We start from the raw sequence: 14,140 nt of genomic DNA on the forward strand, positions 1-14,140 counted from the left end.
GTCCATGCCTGGGGCTACGGCGGTGCCTTCGCCCTGGCGGGCAGCATCGGTCTCGGCTCGGCGGTCCTCGCGTGCTTCCTCAAGGCGCCGGGCCGGCCGAACGCCAAGCGCATCGAACCCAATCCGTATCCGATCAGCCGGGAGATCTCCTGATACGGCAGCGGAACCTCACGTAACGGAGTCCGCGCCGGCCACCACGGCGGGCGCGGGCTTCCGCGAGATCACGGACGCGCGTGGCGACGTCTACCGCATCGGCTGGAACGACCGGCGGATCCTCGGCCAACCCCGGGGTTGGTCACGCAGTTCGGGGTACTGGTCAGGCACCGTACGCTCCTGGTGACGGCCGTGGAGCGCACGGTGCCTGACGTCACCGGACGGGCGTTTGCGCTGTTCCCCGATGTCAGGAATTCGGGGTGAGGCGCGGACCGCCCCTCCGGTGCCGCCGACGGTCCTACTTGCGCAGCGCCGCCAAGTTGTCGTAGCCGATCCGCGCATGGTTCAGGGACTGCGCGGGGACGGTCGAACTCGGTGCGTTGTCCTGCTCGACCATCGGGTTGTGGTAGTTCTTCGCCCCGACACGGCGGAAGAACGTCCGGTAGTCGATGACCCCGGTGCCGAAGGGGACCATGTCGTAGCCGTTGCCGCTGGTTGTGTTGACGATGCCGTCCTTGGCGTGGAACAGCGGGTAGCGCTTGGTGTTGCAGCTGACCAGTGCCGCCGGGTCGAAGATGTTCTCCTGCTGCGATCCGTCGTGCGCAGTGTAAGTGTGGAACTTGTACTGAGCGACGTGCGCCCAGAAGATGTCCATCTCCAGCCATACGGATTTCGGGTCGGTGACCTGAAGGAAGTACTCGAGCTTGCGGGTGCCGGAGCTGCGGGTGGGGCGCCCCTGTGCGTCCAGCGGACCGCCGTCGAGCAGGAAGCCGTATGCCGCGTCGTGGTTGTGGGTGTACAGCTTGATGCCCGCACCCTGAGCGATCCGTCCCAGCGTGTTCCACTTGTCGGCGGCCACGTCCCAGTCGGCACGGTAGGAGCTGCCGGTGGGGTCGCCACCGGTGCCCATGTGTTCCATGCCGAGGATGTTCGCTATCTCAAGGTGGCGCTTGAACTGGTCCAGGTCGCTCTGGTTCAGCGGCCAGGACGACGGGATGTAGCCGTGGTTGCCCTGGGCGCGCAGACCGTACTCGTCCAGCCACGAGCGCAGCAGCTTCGCGCCTTCCACCGATTCGAGGTTGCTTCCGCCGGGTGCGTTGGCGTGCTGGCCGTACCCGGCGAACTCGGCCTGCTGGTAGCCGTAGCGTGCCAGCTCCCTGAAGACCTCACGGAAGCCCGAGGGAAGGTCGGTGGTGAGCGGATCCCGGCCCGTGGCGTCACGCACGGTGTACAGGATGATTCCTCGTCTCGCCGCCGGGACCAGAGCCTGGCCGACGCCCTGCCCCTTGCCGGACGCGGTCTGGGCGAGGGCCGGCGGCGCGCCGAAGGCGGGCGCGGCGATCGCCGCTGCCGCAGCGGCCGTGCAGGTGCTCAGAAAGCGGCGGCGACTGACGCCGAGGCTGCGGCGCAGGGCGCCGTCCGTTCCGGATTCGTCGTTGTACGCGGTCACGGTCTCTCTCTTTCTCGAAGATGCTCGAAACGCTGTGCACGGACCGATCTCATGCGAGGCCGGCAAGCGTAAGGAGCAGGGACTTCACTTCGGTGGCCCCGACGGGGCCGGTGAACGCGTGGGGGGTGGAGCACAGGATGAGCGGGCCTTCTTCGTCGCTCGCGGGGAGGCGGCCGTGGCTGCCGCGAATAGGTGAGGGGTCGAGGGGCACGACCGCCATGCGGTAGCGCATGCCGAGCTTCTTGCGGGCCACGGCGGTGGCCGCCTTGATCCGCACGTACGGGTCCTGCGGGTCCAGGAAGAGTTCGACCGGGTCGTAGCCGGGTTTGCGGTGGATCTCGACGAGCTGCGCGAAGTCGGGGGCGCGCGCGTCGTCGAGCCAGTAGTAGTACGTGAACCAGGCGTCCGGATCGGCGACGGCGACGAGTTCGCCGGAGCGCGGGTGGTCGAGGCGGTGTGCCTTCTTGCCCTCGTCGTCGAGGAGCTGCTCGATGCCTGGCAGCTCCGCGAGGGCTTCGCGGGTGGCGTCGAGGTCCTCGGGGCGGCGTACGTAGATGTGGGCGAGCTGGTGATCGGCGACGGCGAAGGCCCGGGAGGCCATCGGGTCCAGGTACTCCATGCCGTCCTGGGTGTGGACCTCCAGCAGGCCGGCGCGGCGCAGGGCCCGGTTGATGTCGACCGGGCGGTCGACGCGGGTGATGCCGTACTCGGAGAGGGCTACGACGGTGCGGCCCTCGCGGCGCGCGTCGTCGAGGAGCGGGGCCACGGCCCGGTCGAGGTCGGCCGCTGCCCGGAAGGCGCGGGGGTCGTCGGGGCCGTAGCGCTGCAGGTCGTAGTCGAGGTGCGGGAGGTAGCAGAGGGCCAGGTCGGGGTGGCGGGTGTCGAGGATGTGCCGGGTCGCGTCGATGATCCACTGCGAGGAGACCAGGTCGGCGCCGGGGCCCCAGAAGTGGAAGAGGGGGAAGGTGCCGAGCTTCTCGGTGAGTTCGTCGTGGAGGGCGGGCGGCCGCGTGTAGCAGTCGGGTTCCTTGCGGCCGTCGGCGTAGTAGACGGGGCGCGGGGTGACGGTGATGTCGGTGTCGGCGCCCATGGCGTACCACCAGCAGATGTTGGCGACGGTGTAGCCGGGGTGGGCACGGCGGGCGGCGTCCCAGAGCTTGTCGCCGGCGACGAGTCCGTTGTGCTGGCGCCAGAGGAGGACGTCGCCGAGCTCGCGGAAGTACCAGCCGTTGGCGACGATGCCGTGCTCGGCGGGGGTGGTGCCGGTGAGGAAGGTGGACTGCGCGGCGCAGGTGACGGCGGGCAGCACGGTGCCGAGGGGGGCGTGGGTGCCGGACTGCCCCAGGGACTTGAGGTGCGGCATGTGGTCGAGGAGCCGGGGGGTGAGGCCGACTACATCGAGGACGAGAAGCGGGGTGGGAGTGGCGGTGGAACCGGCGGACGTACCCGTTTCGGCTGCGGTCATGGGAGCTCCTTGAGGCCGAGGTCGACCAGGAGGTCGCGGGCGAGGGTGAGTTCGGCGGCGATGCCGTCGGCGAGCTGGGGGCGGGTGCGGGGGCGCAGCGCGGCGGGGAGCGCCTGCCACGTGTACGTCTCGACCTCCAGGTGACGGGTCAGCGGCCGGGCTCCGCCGACCACGCGGGTCAGCGCGGCCCTGAGCACTGGAAGGGTGGAGGTGAGCGGTGGGGCGGGCGGTGCGTGCAGCGGTACGTGGAAGTGGGCGCGCCACGGGGTGCCGTCGGGCAGTGCCTGGCCGGTGACCGCCTCGTCGAGGTCGTCGGTGCCGCGCAGTCCGTGGGTGGTGCGGGTGCGGGTCTGGTGGAGGAAGCGGGGTTCGGCGAAGGCGGCGAGCGCGGTGCGCACCTCGGGCAGGTGCGGGTGTTCGGCATGGAGTGCGGCGGAGAGCTGGGCCTTGGCGACCGGGATGCCGGCTGCGGCGAGCGCGTCGAGGGCGGTGCCCGGGTCCTCGAACGAGGTGGCGAGGTGGCAGGTGTCGATGCAGATGCCGATGCGGTGGTGTCCGACGGCGGTGAGAGGTGCGATCGCGTCGGCGGTGGTCTCGACCGTGCAGCCCGGTTCGGGTTCGAGCCCGATCCGGATGGACTTGCCGGTCAGCTCGGCGAGGGCGTCGAGACGTTCGGCGAGGGTGGTCAGCGCGGTGTGCGCCGTGCGGGCGGCTTCGGGGTCGCCGGTGTACGGGGTGCGCCAGGCGATCGGCAGGGTGGAGATGGTGCCTTCGGTGACGTCGTCGGGGAGCAGCGTGGCGAGCAGCCGGGCGAGATCGGTGGTGTGGGCCAGCCGTTCGGGGTCCGTCCAGTCGGGCTTGTACACCCGGTACCTGACCTCTTCGGCGCCGAAGCCTTCGTACGGGAAGCCGTTCAGGGTGACGACTTCGAGGCCGCGGCGGTCGAGCTCGGCGCGCAGGGAGCGCAGCTGGGCGGGGTCGTTGATCAGCGTGCGCGCGGCGTCCTTGGCGAGCCAGAGCCCGATGCCGAGGCGGTCGCGGCCGAGGCGTTTGCGGACGGGTTCGCAGTGGTCGCGCAGCTGGGCGCGGACCCCGTCCAGGGTCTCGGCGGGGTGGACGTTGGTGCAGTACGCGAGGTGGACGGTGGATCCGTCGGGGTGGCGGAAGCGCATCGGGTCACTCCCCGCCGCGGAGGATGGAGTTCCCCTCGTGGAGCTGATCGGGGGTGGTGAGGTCGAGCTGGAGTCGGCCGCTCTGGCCGTAGAAGGCGACGGGGTTGCGCCAGAGCACCTGGTCGACGTCGTCGTCGCTGAACCCGGCGGCGAGCATGGCATCGCCGACCTTGCGGGTCTTGAGGGGGTCGCTCCTGCCCCAGTCGGCAGCCGAGTTGACCAGGATTTTCTCCGTACCGTGGGTCTTGAGGATCGCGATCATGCGGTCCTCGTCCATCTTGGTGTCGGGGTAGATCGAGAAACCGGCCCAGCAGCCGCTGTCGGTGGCGTCCTTCACGGTCGTCTCATTGAGGTGATCGAGCAGGACCCGCTCCGGGGGGAGGTGGGACTCGCGGATGACGTCGATGGTGCGGTGCAGACCGGCGAGCTTGTCTCGGTGCGGGGTGTGGACGAGGGCGGGCAGCCCGTGGTCGGCGGCCAGCTGGAGCTGGGCGGCGAGGGCTGTGTCCTCGGCCGGAGTCATGGAGTCGTAGCCGATCTCTCCGACGGCGACGACGGAGTCCTTGACGAGGTAGCGGGGCAGGGCGTCCAGGACGGGGGTGCAGCGGGGGTCGTTCGCCTCTTTGGGGTTGAGAGCGAGCGTGCAGTGGTGGGCGATGCCGTACTGGGCGGCGCGGAAGGGCTCCCAGCCGAGCAGGGCGTCGAAGTAGTCGAAGAAGCTGGCGGGCGAGGTGCGGGGCTGGCCGAGCCAGAAGGAGGGTTCGACGAGGGCGCGGACACCTGCGTCGTACATCGCCTGGTAGTCGTCCGTGGTGCGGGAAGTCATATGGATGTGGGGGTCGAAGATGCGCATCAGGACTCCTCCGTGGGGGGATGGGGTCGCCCCTGCTCGCGAATGTTCGAGGGCTCGGGGAAGGGTGCGGGGGCCGTGAGGGCGAGGACGCGGTGCAGGTCGTCGGGGACGGTGCGGCCGGCCGCCGTGCGTTCGGCCGCGAAGTCGCCGAGCATGCGGGCGAGTTCCGCGTCGCCGCGGGCGCGCCGGGCCAGTGCGTCGACGGCGTCGACGGGGACGCCGGTGAAGAGGCACTTGAGGATGGCGTGCCGCCAGTGGTGCCCGTCGAGATGGGCGGCGGCGTACGGGCCCACGGCGGCGGCAACCAGCCGGGTGTCGTTGGTGCGCAGAGCGTCCTCGACGAGCGGAAGGGCGGTGGGGCCGAGGTCCAGTCGGTGCAGGGTGAGGAGGACGGCGCGTCGTTCGGCGGCGGTGCCCTGTTCGTAGAGTCTGGTCACGGCGGGCACGCCGGCACGGGCCTCGAGGAGCAGCAGGGCGCGTACGGAGTCGGCGTACTCGAGTCCGCAGTGCCGGCCGGCGGCGGCGAACCGCAGTTCCCAAGGGGGGACGGCGTAGGGACTGCCGGGCGCGGTGTCCTCGTGGCAGGCGGTGTGGGCGGCCTCGGCGAGGGCCTCGTCGAGCCAGGCGCGTGCGGCGCCGGCGAGCTGTGCGTCGAGTTGCTTGCGGGTCATCGGCACGGTGCTGCTCCCTTCGAGGACTTCGACGGGGTGTGGTCGCGCAGGAACTCGAGGGAGATCCTGGCCAGTTCGGGGCCCGCGTGGGAGTGGCGGGGCAGTTCGACGACGGTGAGGCCGCGATATCCGGTGTTGCCGAGGGCGTCGAGCGCGTCGAGTACGGGCGGGAAGTCGATCTCGCCGTCGCCGAACGGGAGGTGCTCGTGGACGCCCCGGCTCATGTCCTCGATCTGGACGTGCCGCAGCCAGGGGGCGGCGGCCCGGACACAGTCGACGGGTGCGGCCGGTTCGAGGCACTGGCAGTGCCCGATGTCGAGGGTGAGCCCGAGAGGGTCGGGGTCGCCGCTGAGGACGCGGAGGTGGTGGAAGTCCGAGAGGGTGGCGAGGAGATGGCCGGGTTCGGGCTCGATGGCGAGCGGGACGCCGGTACGGGCTGCGGCGTCGAGCACGGGTGCGAGGGCGTCGGTCAGCCGCTGCCAGGCCGTGTCCGGTGGGGTCTCGGGTGGGGTGATGCCGCTGAAGCAGTGCACGGCGTGGGCGCCGAGGTCGGCGGCGACGTCGACGGCCCGCAGCAGCAGCCGGGTGCGGGCGGCGCGGGCCTCCGGGTCCGGGTCGAGGAGGGACGGGCCGTGCTTGCGGCGCGGGTCGAGGACATAGCGGGCCCCCGTCTCGACGGTCACGCCGAGCCCCAGCCGGCCGAGCCTGTCCGCCACGTACCGGGTGCGGGCGGCGAGATCCGGGGCCAAGGGGTCGAGGTGCATGTGGTCGAGGGTGAGACCGACGCCGTCGTAGCCGAGGTCCGCGAGGAGTCCCAGGGCGTCGTCCAGGCGGAGGTCGGTGAGCCCGTTGGTGCCGTAGCCGAAGCGGATCGTCATGTGAGGCTCACCTTCCGGGCGAGGGTGCGGGCAAGGGGAACGAGCCCCATGACGGCGAGCCCGGTGCCGACTGCTCCGGCGCGGGCGGCGAGCACGGCCTGAAGCGGGATCATCGCCCGGATACCGCTGCCGACGGCGCGCTGAGTGAGGGGCGCGGACGGGTTGAGGGTGGCGTGGAGGAGAGGCTTGGCGGCGGTACGCAGGTAGGCGGCGGTGAGTGCGGTGAGGAGGAGGCGGGGGGCGAGCGCTCCGGGTCGGGGCCGGTGGTGGTCCCCTGGCCCGTGGTTGTCCCCTGGCCCGCCCCTTCCCGGCATCGGAGGCGGGCCCCCGGACTCCCGCCGCTCCCGCATGGCGGCGGCGGCGAGCGCAACCATCGCCGCGAGTGCGCCGAGGGGCGCGGCGGTGGAGCCGCCCTGCGCCTCGTGGCGCGAGACGGCGGTGACCGCATAGGTGTGCGCCCCGAGCAGGGCGGCGGCGGGGACGGCGGTACGGACGATGGGGTGGGTCATGCGACCGGGGCCCACGGTGCGACCGGCGCGTGACGTGCCGGTCGCGTCCGTCGGGAGGTTGACGCCTCCGTAGCCCGCCCCTGCTCCTGCCCCCGCCCCTGCCGTCGCCGTGGCGCCCAGGAGGAGGTCCAGTGCGCGGGCCCCCGCCATCGCTGCCGGCCCCGCCTTGGTGTGCTTGAGGTGGAGGTCGTAGGCCCAGACCGTTGCCGCCAGGCCGGTGGCCACCGTCAGCGCCGGGCGGCCCGCGCGGGCGGCCAGGGTCAGACCGGTAACTGTCAGGGCCCCGGCTGCCGCGAGGGCTGCGCCGGGGGCGATCCGGCCCGAGGGAATCGGGCGGTGCGGACGGTCGATGGCGTCCTCGTCGCGGTCGGCCCAGTCGTTGAGGGCCATGCCCGCCTCGTACAGACAGAGGGAGGCGCCGACCGCCAGCGCGGTGCCTCGGCCGGGTCGCCGGCCGATGGCCGCCGCCCCGGCGAGCGCGTCCCCGGGGACGGTGAACAGCGCCGAGACCCTGAGCAGTTCGGCCCAGGCCCGTACTGCGGCTTTCACTTCTGCCCCCGCAGGCGTTCGGCGAAGGCCAGGAGCTGCAGGTACTGCTCGGAGAGTGCGGCGGGGCCGCCGTCCGGGTCCTTGAAGTAGAAGCCGAGTTCGGGCCGCGCGCCCGTCAGACCCGCTTCGTGGGCGCGGGCCAGCAGTCGCGCGAGGTCCAGCACAAGCGGGGCGGCCAGCGCCGAGTCGCAGCCCTGCCAGGTCGTCTGGAGGACCATGCGCGCTCCGAGGAAGCCGTCGAACGCGATGTGGTCCCAGGCCGTCTTCCAGTCGCCGAGGGCCGGTACGTCGTCGATGTGGACCTCGCCCTCGGGGGTGACGCCCAGCGTGTCGGCGAGAACGCGTTCCTTGCCCGCGTTCTTGGCCGCCGCCGCGCCCGGGTCGGCCAGCGCCGCCCCGTCCCCGCCGCCCAGCAGATTCGTGCCGGACCAGGCCCGTACGGGCAGGGCGCGTTGCACGAACATCGGGGCGAGTACGGAGCGGAGCAGCGTCTGGCCCGTCTTGCCGTCGCGGCCTGCGTGAGGAAGTCCGCAGTCCGCGACGGCGTCCTGGAGCGCGGGGGTGCGCAGCCCGGTTGACGGGGTGAAGTTGGTGTAGGGGCAGCCGGCCCGGAGCGCCGCGGCGGCGTAGAGCGAGCTGGCCGGCAGCCGGTGCTGCCCGGGTGCCGGGACCGGCTCCGTCGACGCGACGTTGACCACGACGGTGCGGGCCAGTTCGTTGCGGCGGCCGAAGTCGGTGAGGTCGGCGGTGAACGCGGCGATGAGTTCCTCGTCCGTACGGGTGTCGCCGGGCAGCGGCCCGCCAGCGCGTATCTCCGCATCGGCGGCGGCGAGTTCGGACCGTACCGCCGACGGCAGCCCGTGCGGCAGCACTCCCCCGGCGGCCAGTGCCTCAGCCCGTTTGGGCAGCGGACAGCCGACGGTGTCGTGTCCGCCGAAGACCAGGGAGTTCAGCGCCGGCAGCCCGCTGTCGGCGAACGGCGCGGTCTCGGTGACCATGCCCGCCGCCGGGTGGAGCCCCGCCGTGACGGCTGCGCAGCCCGCCGTGGCGGTGGTGGCGACGGAGCCGCGTGCTCCGATGAACCAGACTCCGGTACGAACGGCATGTGCTGACACGGGCTGCCTCCCTGGCTGGGGATCCTGGCTGGGCAGTACGAAGAGAGCGGCGCTGATCAGTTCGGGGTGGGCAGGAAAGAGGTGGAGACGGCGGGCGAGGTAGGGCCTTTGCCCCGCCCGCCGTCGGACTGTGGCTGTCGCCCTACGCGGCGGGCAGTTCCTTCAACTGGATGTTGCGGAAGGACGCCTGGTCATCGGCTCCGTGGTTCTGGAGACCGATGTAGCCGTCCTTCAGGCTGCGTGCGGGATCGGTGTTGGTGAAGTCGTTGATCTTGACCCCGTTCAGGAAGACCTGGAGCCGTTCACCCTGGACCTTGATCTCGTAGCTGTTCCACTGGCCGGGCGGCCGCAGGACCTGGTCGCGGGCCTTGATGTTCGCCGCCTTGAAGGTGTAGACGGAGCCCGTGGTGCGGTCGGGCGCGTCGGTGGCGTCGATCTGGACCTCGTAGCCGTTGTTCACTGCGGACCAGGGGTCATTGGACTCCGGGAAGCCGACGAAGACACCGGAGTTGTCGTCGCCCGCCATCTTCCAGTCGAGCTTCAGCGAGTACGACTTGAGCTCCTTGGCCTGGTAGGTGAGGAGCCCCATGCCGCCCTCGGAGCGGAGTTCACCGTCGACGACGTCGAACTTCCCGGGGCCGGCCTGCTTCCAGCCTTCGAGCGTCTTGCCGTTGAAGATCGACCGGTAGCCGGTGTCCGGCTTGCAGTCGGCCTTGACCTGTCCGGCCGCGTAGCGGACGCCGCCGAGGAGGAGCTGGCGGAAGGCCGGTTCGGCGTACGACTCCTTGGTGTGGCCGAGGCCGGTGTAGAAGGACCGGCCGCCCTGGTAGGCCTGGCACCAGGTGATCGGGTGATCGCCCTTCATGGTGCCGCCGGTGTAGGTCGTCTCGTCGAGCGTGGCGAGGACCTTCACCTTGTCCCGCGGGTTGGTGCGGTAGTTGTACAGCTCGTCGGTGCGGTCCCAGGCATCGTCGAGGTGGGCGGTGGCCGGGTGCTTGTGGTCCTCGACGCGGACGGTGACGGGCTGGATCGCGGGGTGCCCGGCGAAGTACGCGCCGACCAGTCCGCCGTAGAACGCCCAGTCGTACTCGGTGTCCGCGGCGGCGTGCACGCCCATGTAGCCACCGCCGGTGGCGATGTAGTTCTCGAACGCTTTCTGCTGGTCGGCGTTGAGGACGTCACCGGTCGTGGAGAGGAAGACCACGGCGTCGTAGCGGGCCAGGTTGCTGGTGGTGAACTGGCCTGCTTCCTCGGTGGAGTCGACGGTGATGTTGCTGGTCTTGCCGAGTTCCTTCAGTGCGGCGACGCCCGCGGGGATCGCGTCGTGGCGGAAACCGGCCGTCTTCGAGAAGACCAGGACCCGCTTGGCGGTCCGGTCGGGGGCGCTGTTGGAGAGCTCGAAGTCGTCGATGTCGTAGAGCGCCCCGTCGCCGCCCTTGAAGACCAGGAAGAGTTCGGTGGCCTGCTTCGGGACGCCGCGCAGCGGTACGTCGATCTCCTGGAAGGTCTCCCAGCCGCCGGTCACCGGCACCGGTGCGGAGCCGAGGATCTTGCCGGTCGCGGAGCCGGTCCGTACCTCGAGGAAGCCCCCCGCGCCGCCGGACGAGATCCGGGCGGTGAGCTTGGTGGAGTCGCCCAGGATGTACGGCTTGAAGGCGATCCAGTCGTCGTTGTTGATGTCGCCGACCGTCTTGCCGCCCTCCGCGTTCGCCTTGTCGTACGTCTTGATGCCGGACGAGTCGGTGAAGTGCTCGGCCTGCCGGTGACGGGGCTGGAGCTGCGACTGGTCGTGGCCGGAGAGTGCGGCCTGGCCGCCGCCCCCGCCGTCGGTGTACGAGGCGTCGATGACTCCGAAGATGTTGGCGTTCGGGTCGTGTCCGCCGTCCACCTCGGTCTTGATGGTGCCGGAGCAGCCGTGCTCCGTGGTGATCGGGTGGCCGTGGCTGTCATGGCCGAGTACGAAGCTGACCTGGACCTTGGAGCAGTCGATCGCGCCGTCCTCGGGGTCGGTGACGGTCACCTTGAACGGGATGTCGTCGCCGAAGCTGAACAGCTGTCCGTCGCCGGGGAGTTGCAGGTTCACCTTGGGTGCGGTGTTGCCGACGGTCACATGGACACTCGCCGAACCGGTGCGGCCGGTGGGGTCCTTGGCGGTGACGGTCGCGGTGTAGGTGCCGTTCTTCTTGTACGTGTACGTGGGGTTCGCGGCGGTCGACGTACCGCCGTCGCCGAAGTCCCAGGCGTAGGTGAGCGCGTCATTGTCGGAGTCCGTGGTGCCCGCGGAGGAGAACTGCACCTTCAGCGGTGCGGTGCCGGACGTCTTGTTGGAGGTGGCTTCGGCGACCGGCGAGTGGCCGCCGGTGGCGTTCTCGATGCGGTAGAGCGCGGAGTGCTCGTCGCCGCCGAACCAGGAGACGCCGTAGTCCAGGACGTACAGCGCGCCGTCCGGGCCGAAGGCCATGTCCATCACCTGGGTCCCGGACCACGGGATGTTGTTGATGGACTGGACGGCGCCGTCGCCGTCCTGCTCGATGCGCTTGATCCACTGCCGGCCGAACTCACCGGCGAAGAAGTCTCCGTCGTACGCCTCGGGGAACTTCACTGGCGAGTCGAGGTCGGCGTCGTAGTGATAGACGGGGCCGCCCATCGGTGACTCGGAGCCGGTGCCGAACTCGGGCACGGATCCGCCGTCGTACGGGATCCAGGCAGGCTGCGCCGGGGGCAGGTCGACCAGGCCGGTGTTGTGCGGCGAGGTGTTCTTCGGGGCGGCGCAGTCGAAGGCCGCCCCGGACGTCTTCGTCGCGAAGTCGTAGTCGACGAAGGGGTCGTTCTTCCCGGTGCAGAACGGCCAGCCGAAGTTGCCCGCCTTGGTCACGCGGGCGAACTCGACCTGCCCGCCCGGTCCGCGCTTCGGGTCGGCCGCGCCCGCGTCGGGACCGTAGTCGCCGACGTACGCAATGCCGGTGGCCTTGTCGACGCTGAAGCGGAACGGGTTGCGGAATCCCATCGCGTAGATCTCGGGCCGGGTCTTGTCCGTGCCCGGGGCGAAGAGGTTGCCCTCGGGGATGGTGTACGAGCCGTCGTCGGCGACCTTGATCCGGAGGATCTTGCCGCGCAGGTCGTTGGTGTTGCCCGAGGTGCGCCGGGCGTCGAACGCCGGGTTGCGGTCCGGGCGTTCGTCGATCGGCGTGTAGCCGTCGGAGGCGAAGGGGTTGGAGTCGTCACCGGTCGACAGGTACAGGTTGCCCTGTGCGTCGAAGTCGATGTCGCCGCCGACGTGGCAGCAGATGCCGCGCGACGTCTTGACGTCGAGGACCTTCTTCTCGCTGCTCAGGTCGAGGGTGCCGTCCTCCTCGAGGACGAAGCGGGAGAGCCGGTTGACGCCGTCGAACTTGGCGAAGTCGGCGGCGGTGCCGGTCTCCGGGGCGTCGCCGGCCGGGGTGTCCAGCGGGGGCGCGTAGTAGAGGTAGATCGCCCGGTTCTTGTCGAAGTCCGGGTCGATACCGACGCCCTGGAGGCCTTCCTCGTCGTGCGAGTAGACGGGAAGGACGCCGGAGACCGTGGTGTTGCCGGCGCTGTCGGTGATCCGCAGCTCGCCGCTGCGTGAGGTGTGCAGGATGCTGCGGTCCGGGAGCACGGCCAGCGACATGGGTTCGCCGGTTTCGGCGACGCCCTTCGCGAGAGTGACCTGCTGGAAGTCCTCGGCCGCGGCCGCCGCGGCGTCGGTGGCGGCCGGTGAGGCCGGGCCCGACGCGGAGGCGCCGGGGGCGCCCAGGGCGAGGGTGGCCGCGGTGATCAGGCCGCCGGTGAGCAGGGCGAGGGACTTGCGGAGTCGGGGCCGGGTTCTGGTTCTGTGCACGAGTGTCCTCCGGAGAGTGCCGGTTGTACGGGCGGGTGGAGCCGGGCCGTTCCGCGCGGGGACTGCCGCGCAGGTCGCCCGGGGCCCGGTGGGGCCCCAGCGACGCGAGTCATTTCGTGTACACCACAGGGACGGTAGACCTGTTCGTCCGGAGCGGAAAGCCCTTGCACAGCAGTTGAGTTAAACTTTTTCCTGCTGCAGGACAAAGAGGGATGAGGGCAGCCGGGACCGCCCCGACGGCCCGCTTGCTGCCACCGGGTCTTCCCCCTGCCCGAACCGGGGCTCTGCCCCGGACCACGCGGTCCTCAATCGCCGGACGGGGTGAACAAGATGCCCTCAATCGCCGGGCGGGCTTGGGTTCTGCCGCCTGAGCGGGCTACCGGAGCCGACTCCGAAAATCCAGCCCTCCGGCGATTGAGGAGCGGGGATCCGGGGGCACAGCCCCCGGGAACCGTCAGTCGCCGCCCCCGAACGCCGCGTCGAACGACGCCGCCGGCGGATCGAAGTCGTACCGCTTCATCGTGGCAAGCGCTTCCGGCGCACCCGTCAGCCGGTCCATCCCGGCGTCCTCCCACTCCACCGAGATCGGGCCCTCGTAGCCGATCGACCGGAGCATCCGGAACACGTCCTCCCACGGCACGTCACCGTGCCCGCCGGAGACGAAGTCCCAGCCGCGCCGGGGATCGCCCCAGGGGAGGTGCGAGCCGAGCCGGCCGTTGCGTCCGTCGAGGCGTTTGCGCGCCTCCTTGCAGTCCACGTGGTAGATCCGGTCCCGGAAGTCGTAGAGGAAGCCGACCGGATCGAGGTCCTGCCAGACGAAGTGGCTCGGGTCGAAGTTCAGCCCGAACGCGGCCCGGTGGTCGACGGCCTCCAGGGCGCGATGCGTGGTCCAGTAGTCGTACGCGATCTCGCTCGGGTGCACCTCGTGGGCGAACCGCACGCCCTCCGCGTCGAACACGTCGAGGATCGGGTTCCAGCGTTCGGCGAAGTCTTCGTACCCCCGCTCGATCATCCGCGGCGGCACCGGCGGGAACATCGCCACCAGGTGCCAGATCGACGAACCGGTGAAGCCGATGACGGTACGGACCCCGAAGGCCGCGGCCGCGCGGGCGGTGTTCTTGATCTCTTCGGCGGCCCTGCGCCGTACCCCTTCGGGCTCACCGTCGCCCCAGATCCTGGCGGGCAGAATGCCCTGGTGCCGTTCGTCGATCGGGTTGTCGCAGACGGCCTGGCCGACGAGATGGTTGGAGATCGCCCAGCACTTCAGCCCGTACTTGTCGAGCAGCTGGTGCCGCCCGGCCAGATAGCCCGGGTCGTTGAGAGCCTTGTCTACCTCGAAGTGGTCGCCCCAGCAGGCGAGTTCGAGCCCGTCGTAGCCGAAGTCACGGGCGAGCCGGCAGACCTCCTCCAGCGGCAGGTCGGCCCACTGGCCGGTAAAGAGAGTGAAGGGACGGGGCATGCGCGGA

Annotated in this window: 10 protein-coding genes and 1 pseudogene; 1 reads left to right on the forward strand and 10 read right to left on the reverse strand. The window is 70.7% G+C overall.

Annotation, left to right across the window (positions count from 1 at the left end):
- A pseudogene (locus ABZV38_RS21055) lies at window positions 1–153 on the forward strand (MFS transporter); the annotation flags it as partial.
- A gap of 298 nt (window positions 154–451) precedes the next feature.
- Here ABZV38_RS21055 and ABZV38_RS21060 read toward each other — a convergent pair.
- The 10 genes from ABZV38_RS21060 to ABZV38_RS21105 all read right to left on the reverse strand — a co-directional run bounded on the left by ABZV38_RS21060 (window position 452) and on the right by ABZV38_RS21105 (window position 14,133).
- The gene (locus ABZV38_RS21060; RefSeq protein ID WP_356329075.1) at window positions 452–1,603 is read right to left on the reverse strand and encodes a sugar phosphate isomerase/epimerase family protein; all 1,152 of its coding nucleotides are present in this window, start codon (window positions 1,601–1,603) and stop codon (window positions 452–454) included.
- A gap of 49 nt (window positions 1,604–1,652) precedes the next feature.
- Window positions 1,653–3,068 carry a nucleotide pyrophosphatase/phosphodiesterase family protein gene (locus ABZV38_RS21065; protein ID WP_356329077.1) on the reverse strand — a complete coding sequence of 472 codons (1,416 nt, stop codon included), beginning with the start codon at window positions 3,066–3,068 and terminating at the stop codon, window positions 1,653–1,655.
- Window positions 3,065–4,240, reverse strand: coding sequence for a metabolite traffic protein EboE (gene eboE / locus ABZV38_RS21070; RefSeq protein ID WP_356329079.1), 1,176 nt, complete (start codon window positions 4,238–4,240; stop codon window positions 3,065–3,067). The genes ABZV38_RS21065 and eboE overlap by 4 nt, the downstream gene beginning before the upstream one ends.
- Window positions 4,241–4,244: 4 nt before the next feature.
- Window positions 4,245–5,093, reverse strand: coding sequence for a TatD family hydrolase (locus tag ABZV38_RS21075; RefSeq protein WP_356329081.1), 849 nt, complete (start codon window positions 5,091–5,093; stop codon window positions 4,245–4,247).
- Window positions 5,093–5,770, reverse strand: coding sequence for an EboA domain-containing protein (locus ABZV38_RS21080; protein WP_356329082.1), 678 nt, complete (start codon window positions 5,768–5,770; stop codon window positions 5,093–5,095). The genes ABZV38_RS21075 and ABZV38_RS21080 overlap by 1 nt, the downstream gene beginning before the upstream one ends.
- The gene (locus tag ABZV38_RS21085; protein WP_356329084.1) at window positions 5,761–6,642 is read right to left on the reverse strand and encodes a sugar phosphate isomerase/epimerase family protein; all 882 of its coding nucleotides are present in this window, start codon (window positions 6,640–6,642) and stop codon (window positions 5,761–5,763) included. Before ABZV38_RS21085 ends, ABZV38_RS21080 begins: the two co-directional genes overlap by 10 nt.
- Window positions 6,639–7,700, reverse strand: coding sequence for an SCO3242 family prenyltransferase (locus tag ABZV38_RS21090; protein ID WP_356329085.1), 1,062 nt, complete (start codon window positions 7,698–7,700; stop codon window positions 6,639–6,641). The genes ABZV38_RS21085 and ABZV38_RS21090 overlap by 4 nt, the downstream gene beginning before the upstream one ends.
- Window positions 7,697–8,815, reverse strand: coding sequence for an inositol-3-phosphate synthase (locus tag ABZV38_RS21095; protein ID WP_356329087.1), 1,119 nt, complete (start codon window positions 8,813–8,815; stop codon window positions 7,697–7,699). The genes ABZV38_RS21090 and ABZV38_RS21095 overlap by 4 nt, the downstream gene beginning before the upstream one ends.
- Window positions 8,816–8,957: 142 nt before the next feature.
- Window positions 8,958–12,674 (reverse strand): ThuA domain-containing protein, encoded by a 3,717-nt coding sequence (locus ABZV38_RS21100; protein WP_356329089.1) that lies wholly within the window; start codon window positions 12,672–12,674, stop codon window positions 8,958–8,960.
- Between the two features lie 454 nt (window positions 12,675–13,128).
- On the reverse strand, window positions 13,129–14,133 hold the full coding sequence (locus ABZV38_RS21105; protein ID WP_356329091.1) for a sugar phosphate isomerase/epimerase family protein: 1,005 nt from the start codon (window positions 14,131–14,133) through the stop codon (window positions 13,129–13,131).
- Window positions 14,134–14,140: the final 7 nt, after the last annotated feature.

The organism is Streptomyces sp. NPDC005181 (assembly GCF_040608395.1).
GTDB lineage: Bacteria > Actinomycetota > Actinomycetes > Streptomycetales > Streptomycetaceae > Streptomyces.

Coding starts and splice junctions, on each gene's coding strand:
- ABZV38_RS21065 (WP_356329077.1), bottom strand. CDS start 3,068: ATGACCGCAGCCGAAACGGGTACGTCCGCCGGTTCCACCGCCACTCCC.
- eboE (WP_356329079.1), bottom strand. CDS start 4,240: ATGCGCTTCCGCCACCCCGACGGATCCACCGTCCACCTCGCGTACTGC.
- ABZV38_RS21075 (WP_356329081.1), bottom strand. CDS start 5,093: ATGCGCATCTTCGACCCCCACATCCATATGACTTCCCGCACCACGGAC.
- ABZV38_RS21085 (WP_356329084.1), bottom strand. CDS start 6,642: ATGACGATCCGCTTCGGCTACGGCACCAACGGGCTCACCGACCTCCGC.
- ABZV38_RS21105 (WP_356329091.1), bottom strand. CDS start 14,133: ATGCCCCGTCCCTTCACTCTCTTTACCGGCCAGTGGGCCGACCTGCCG.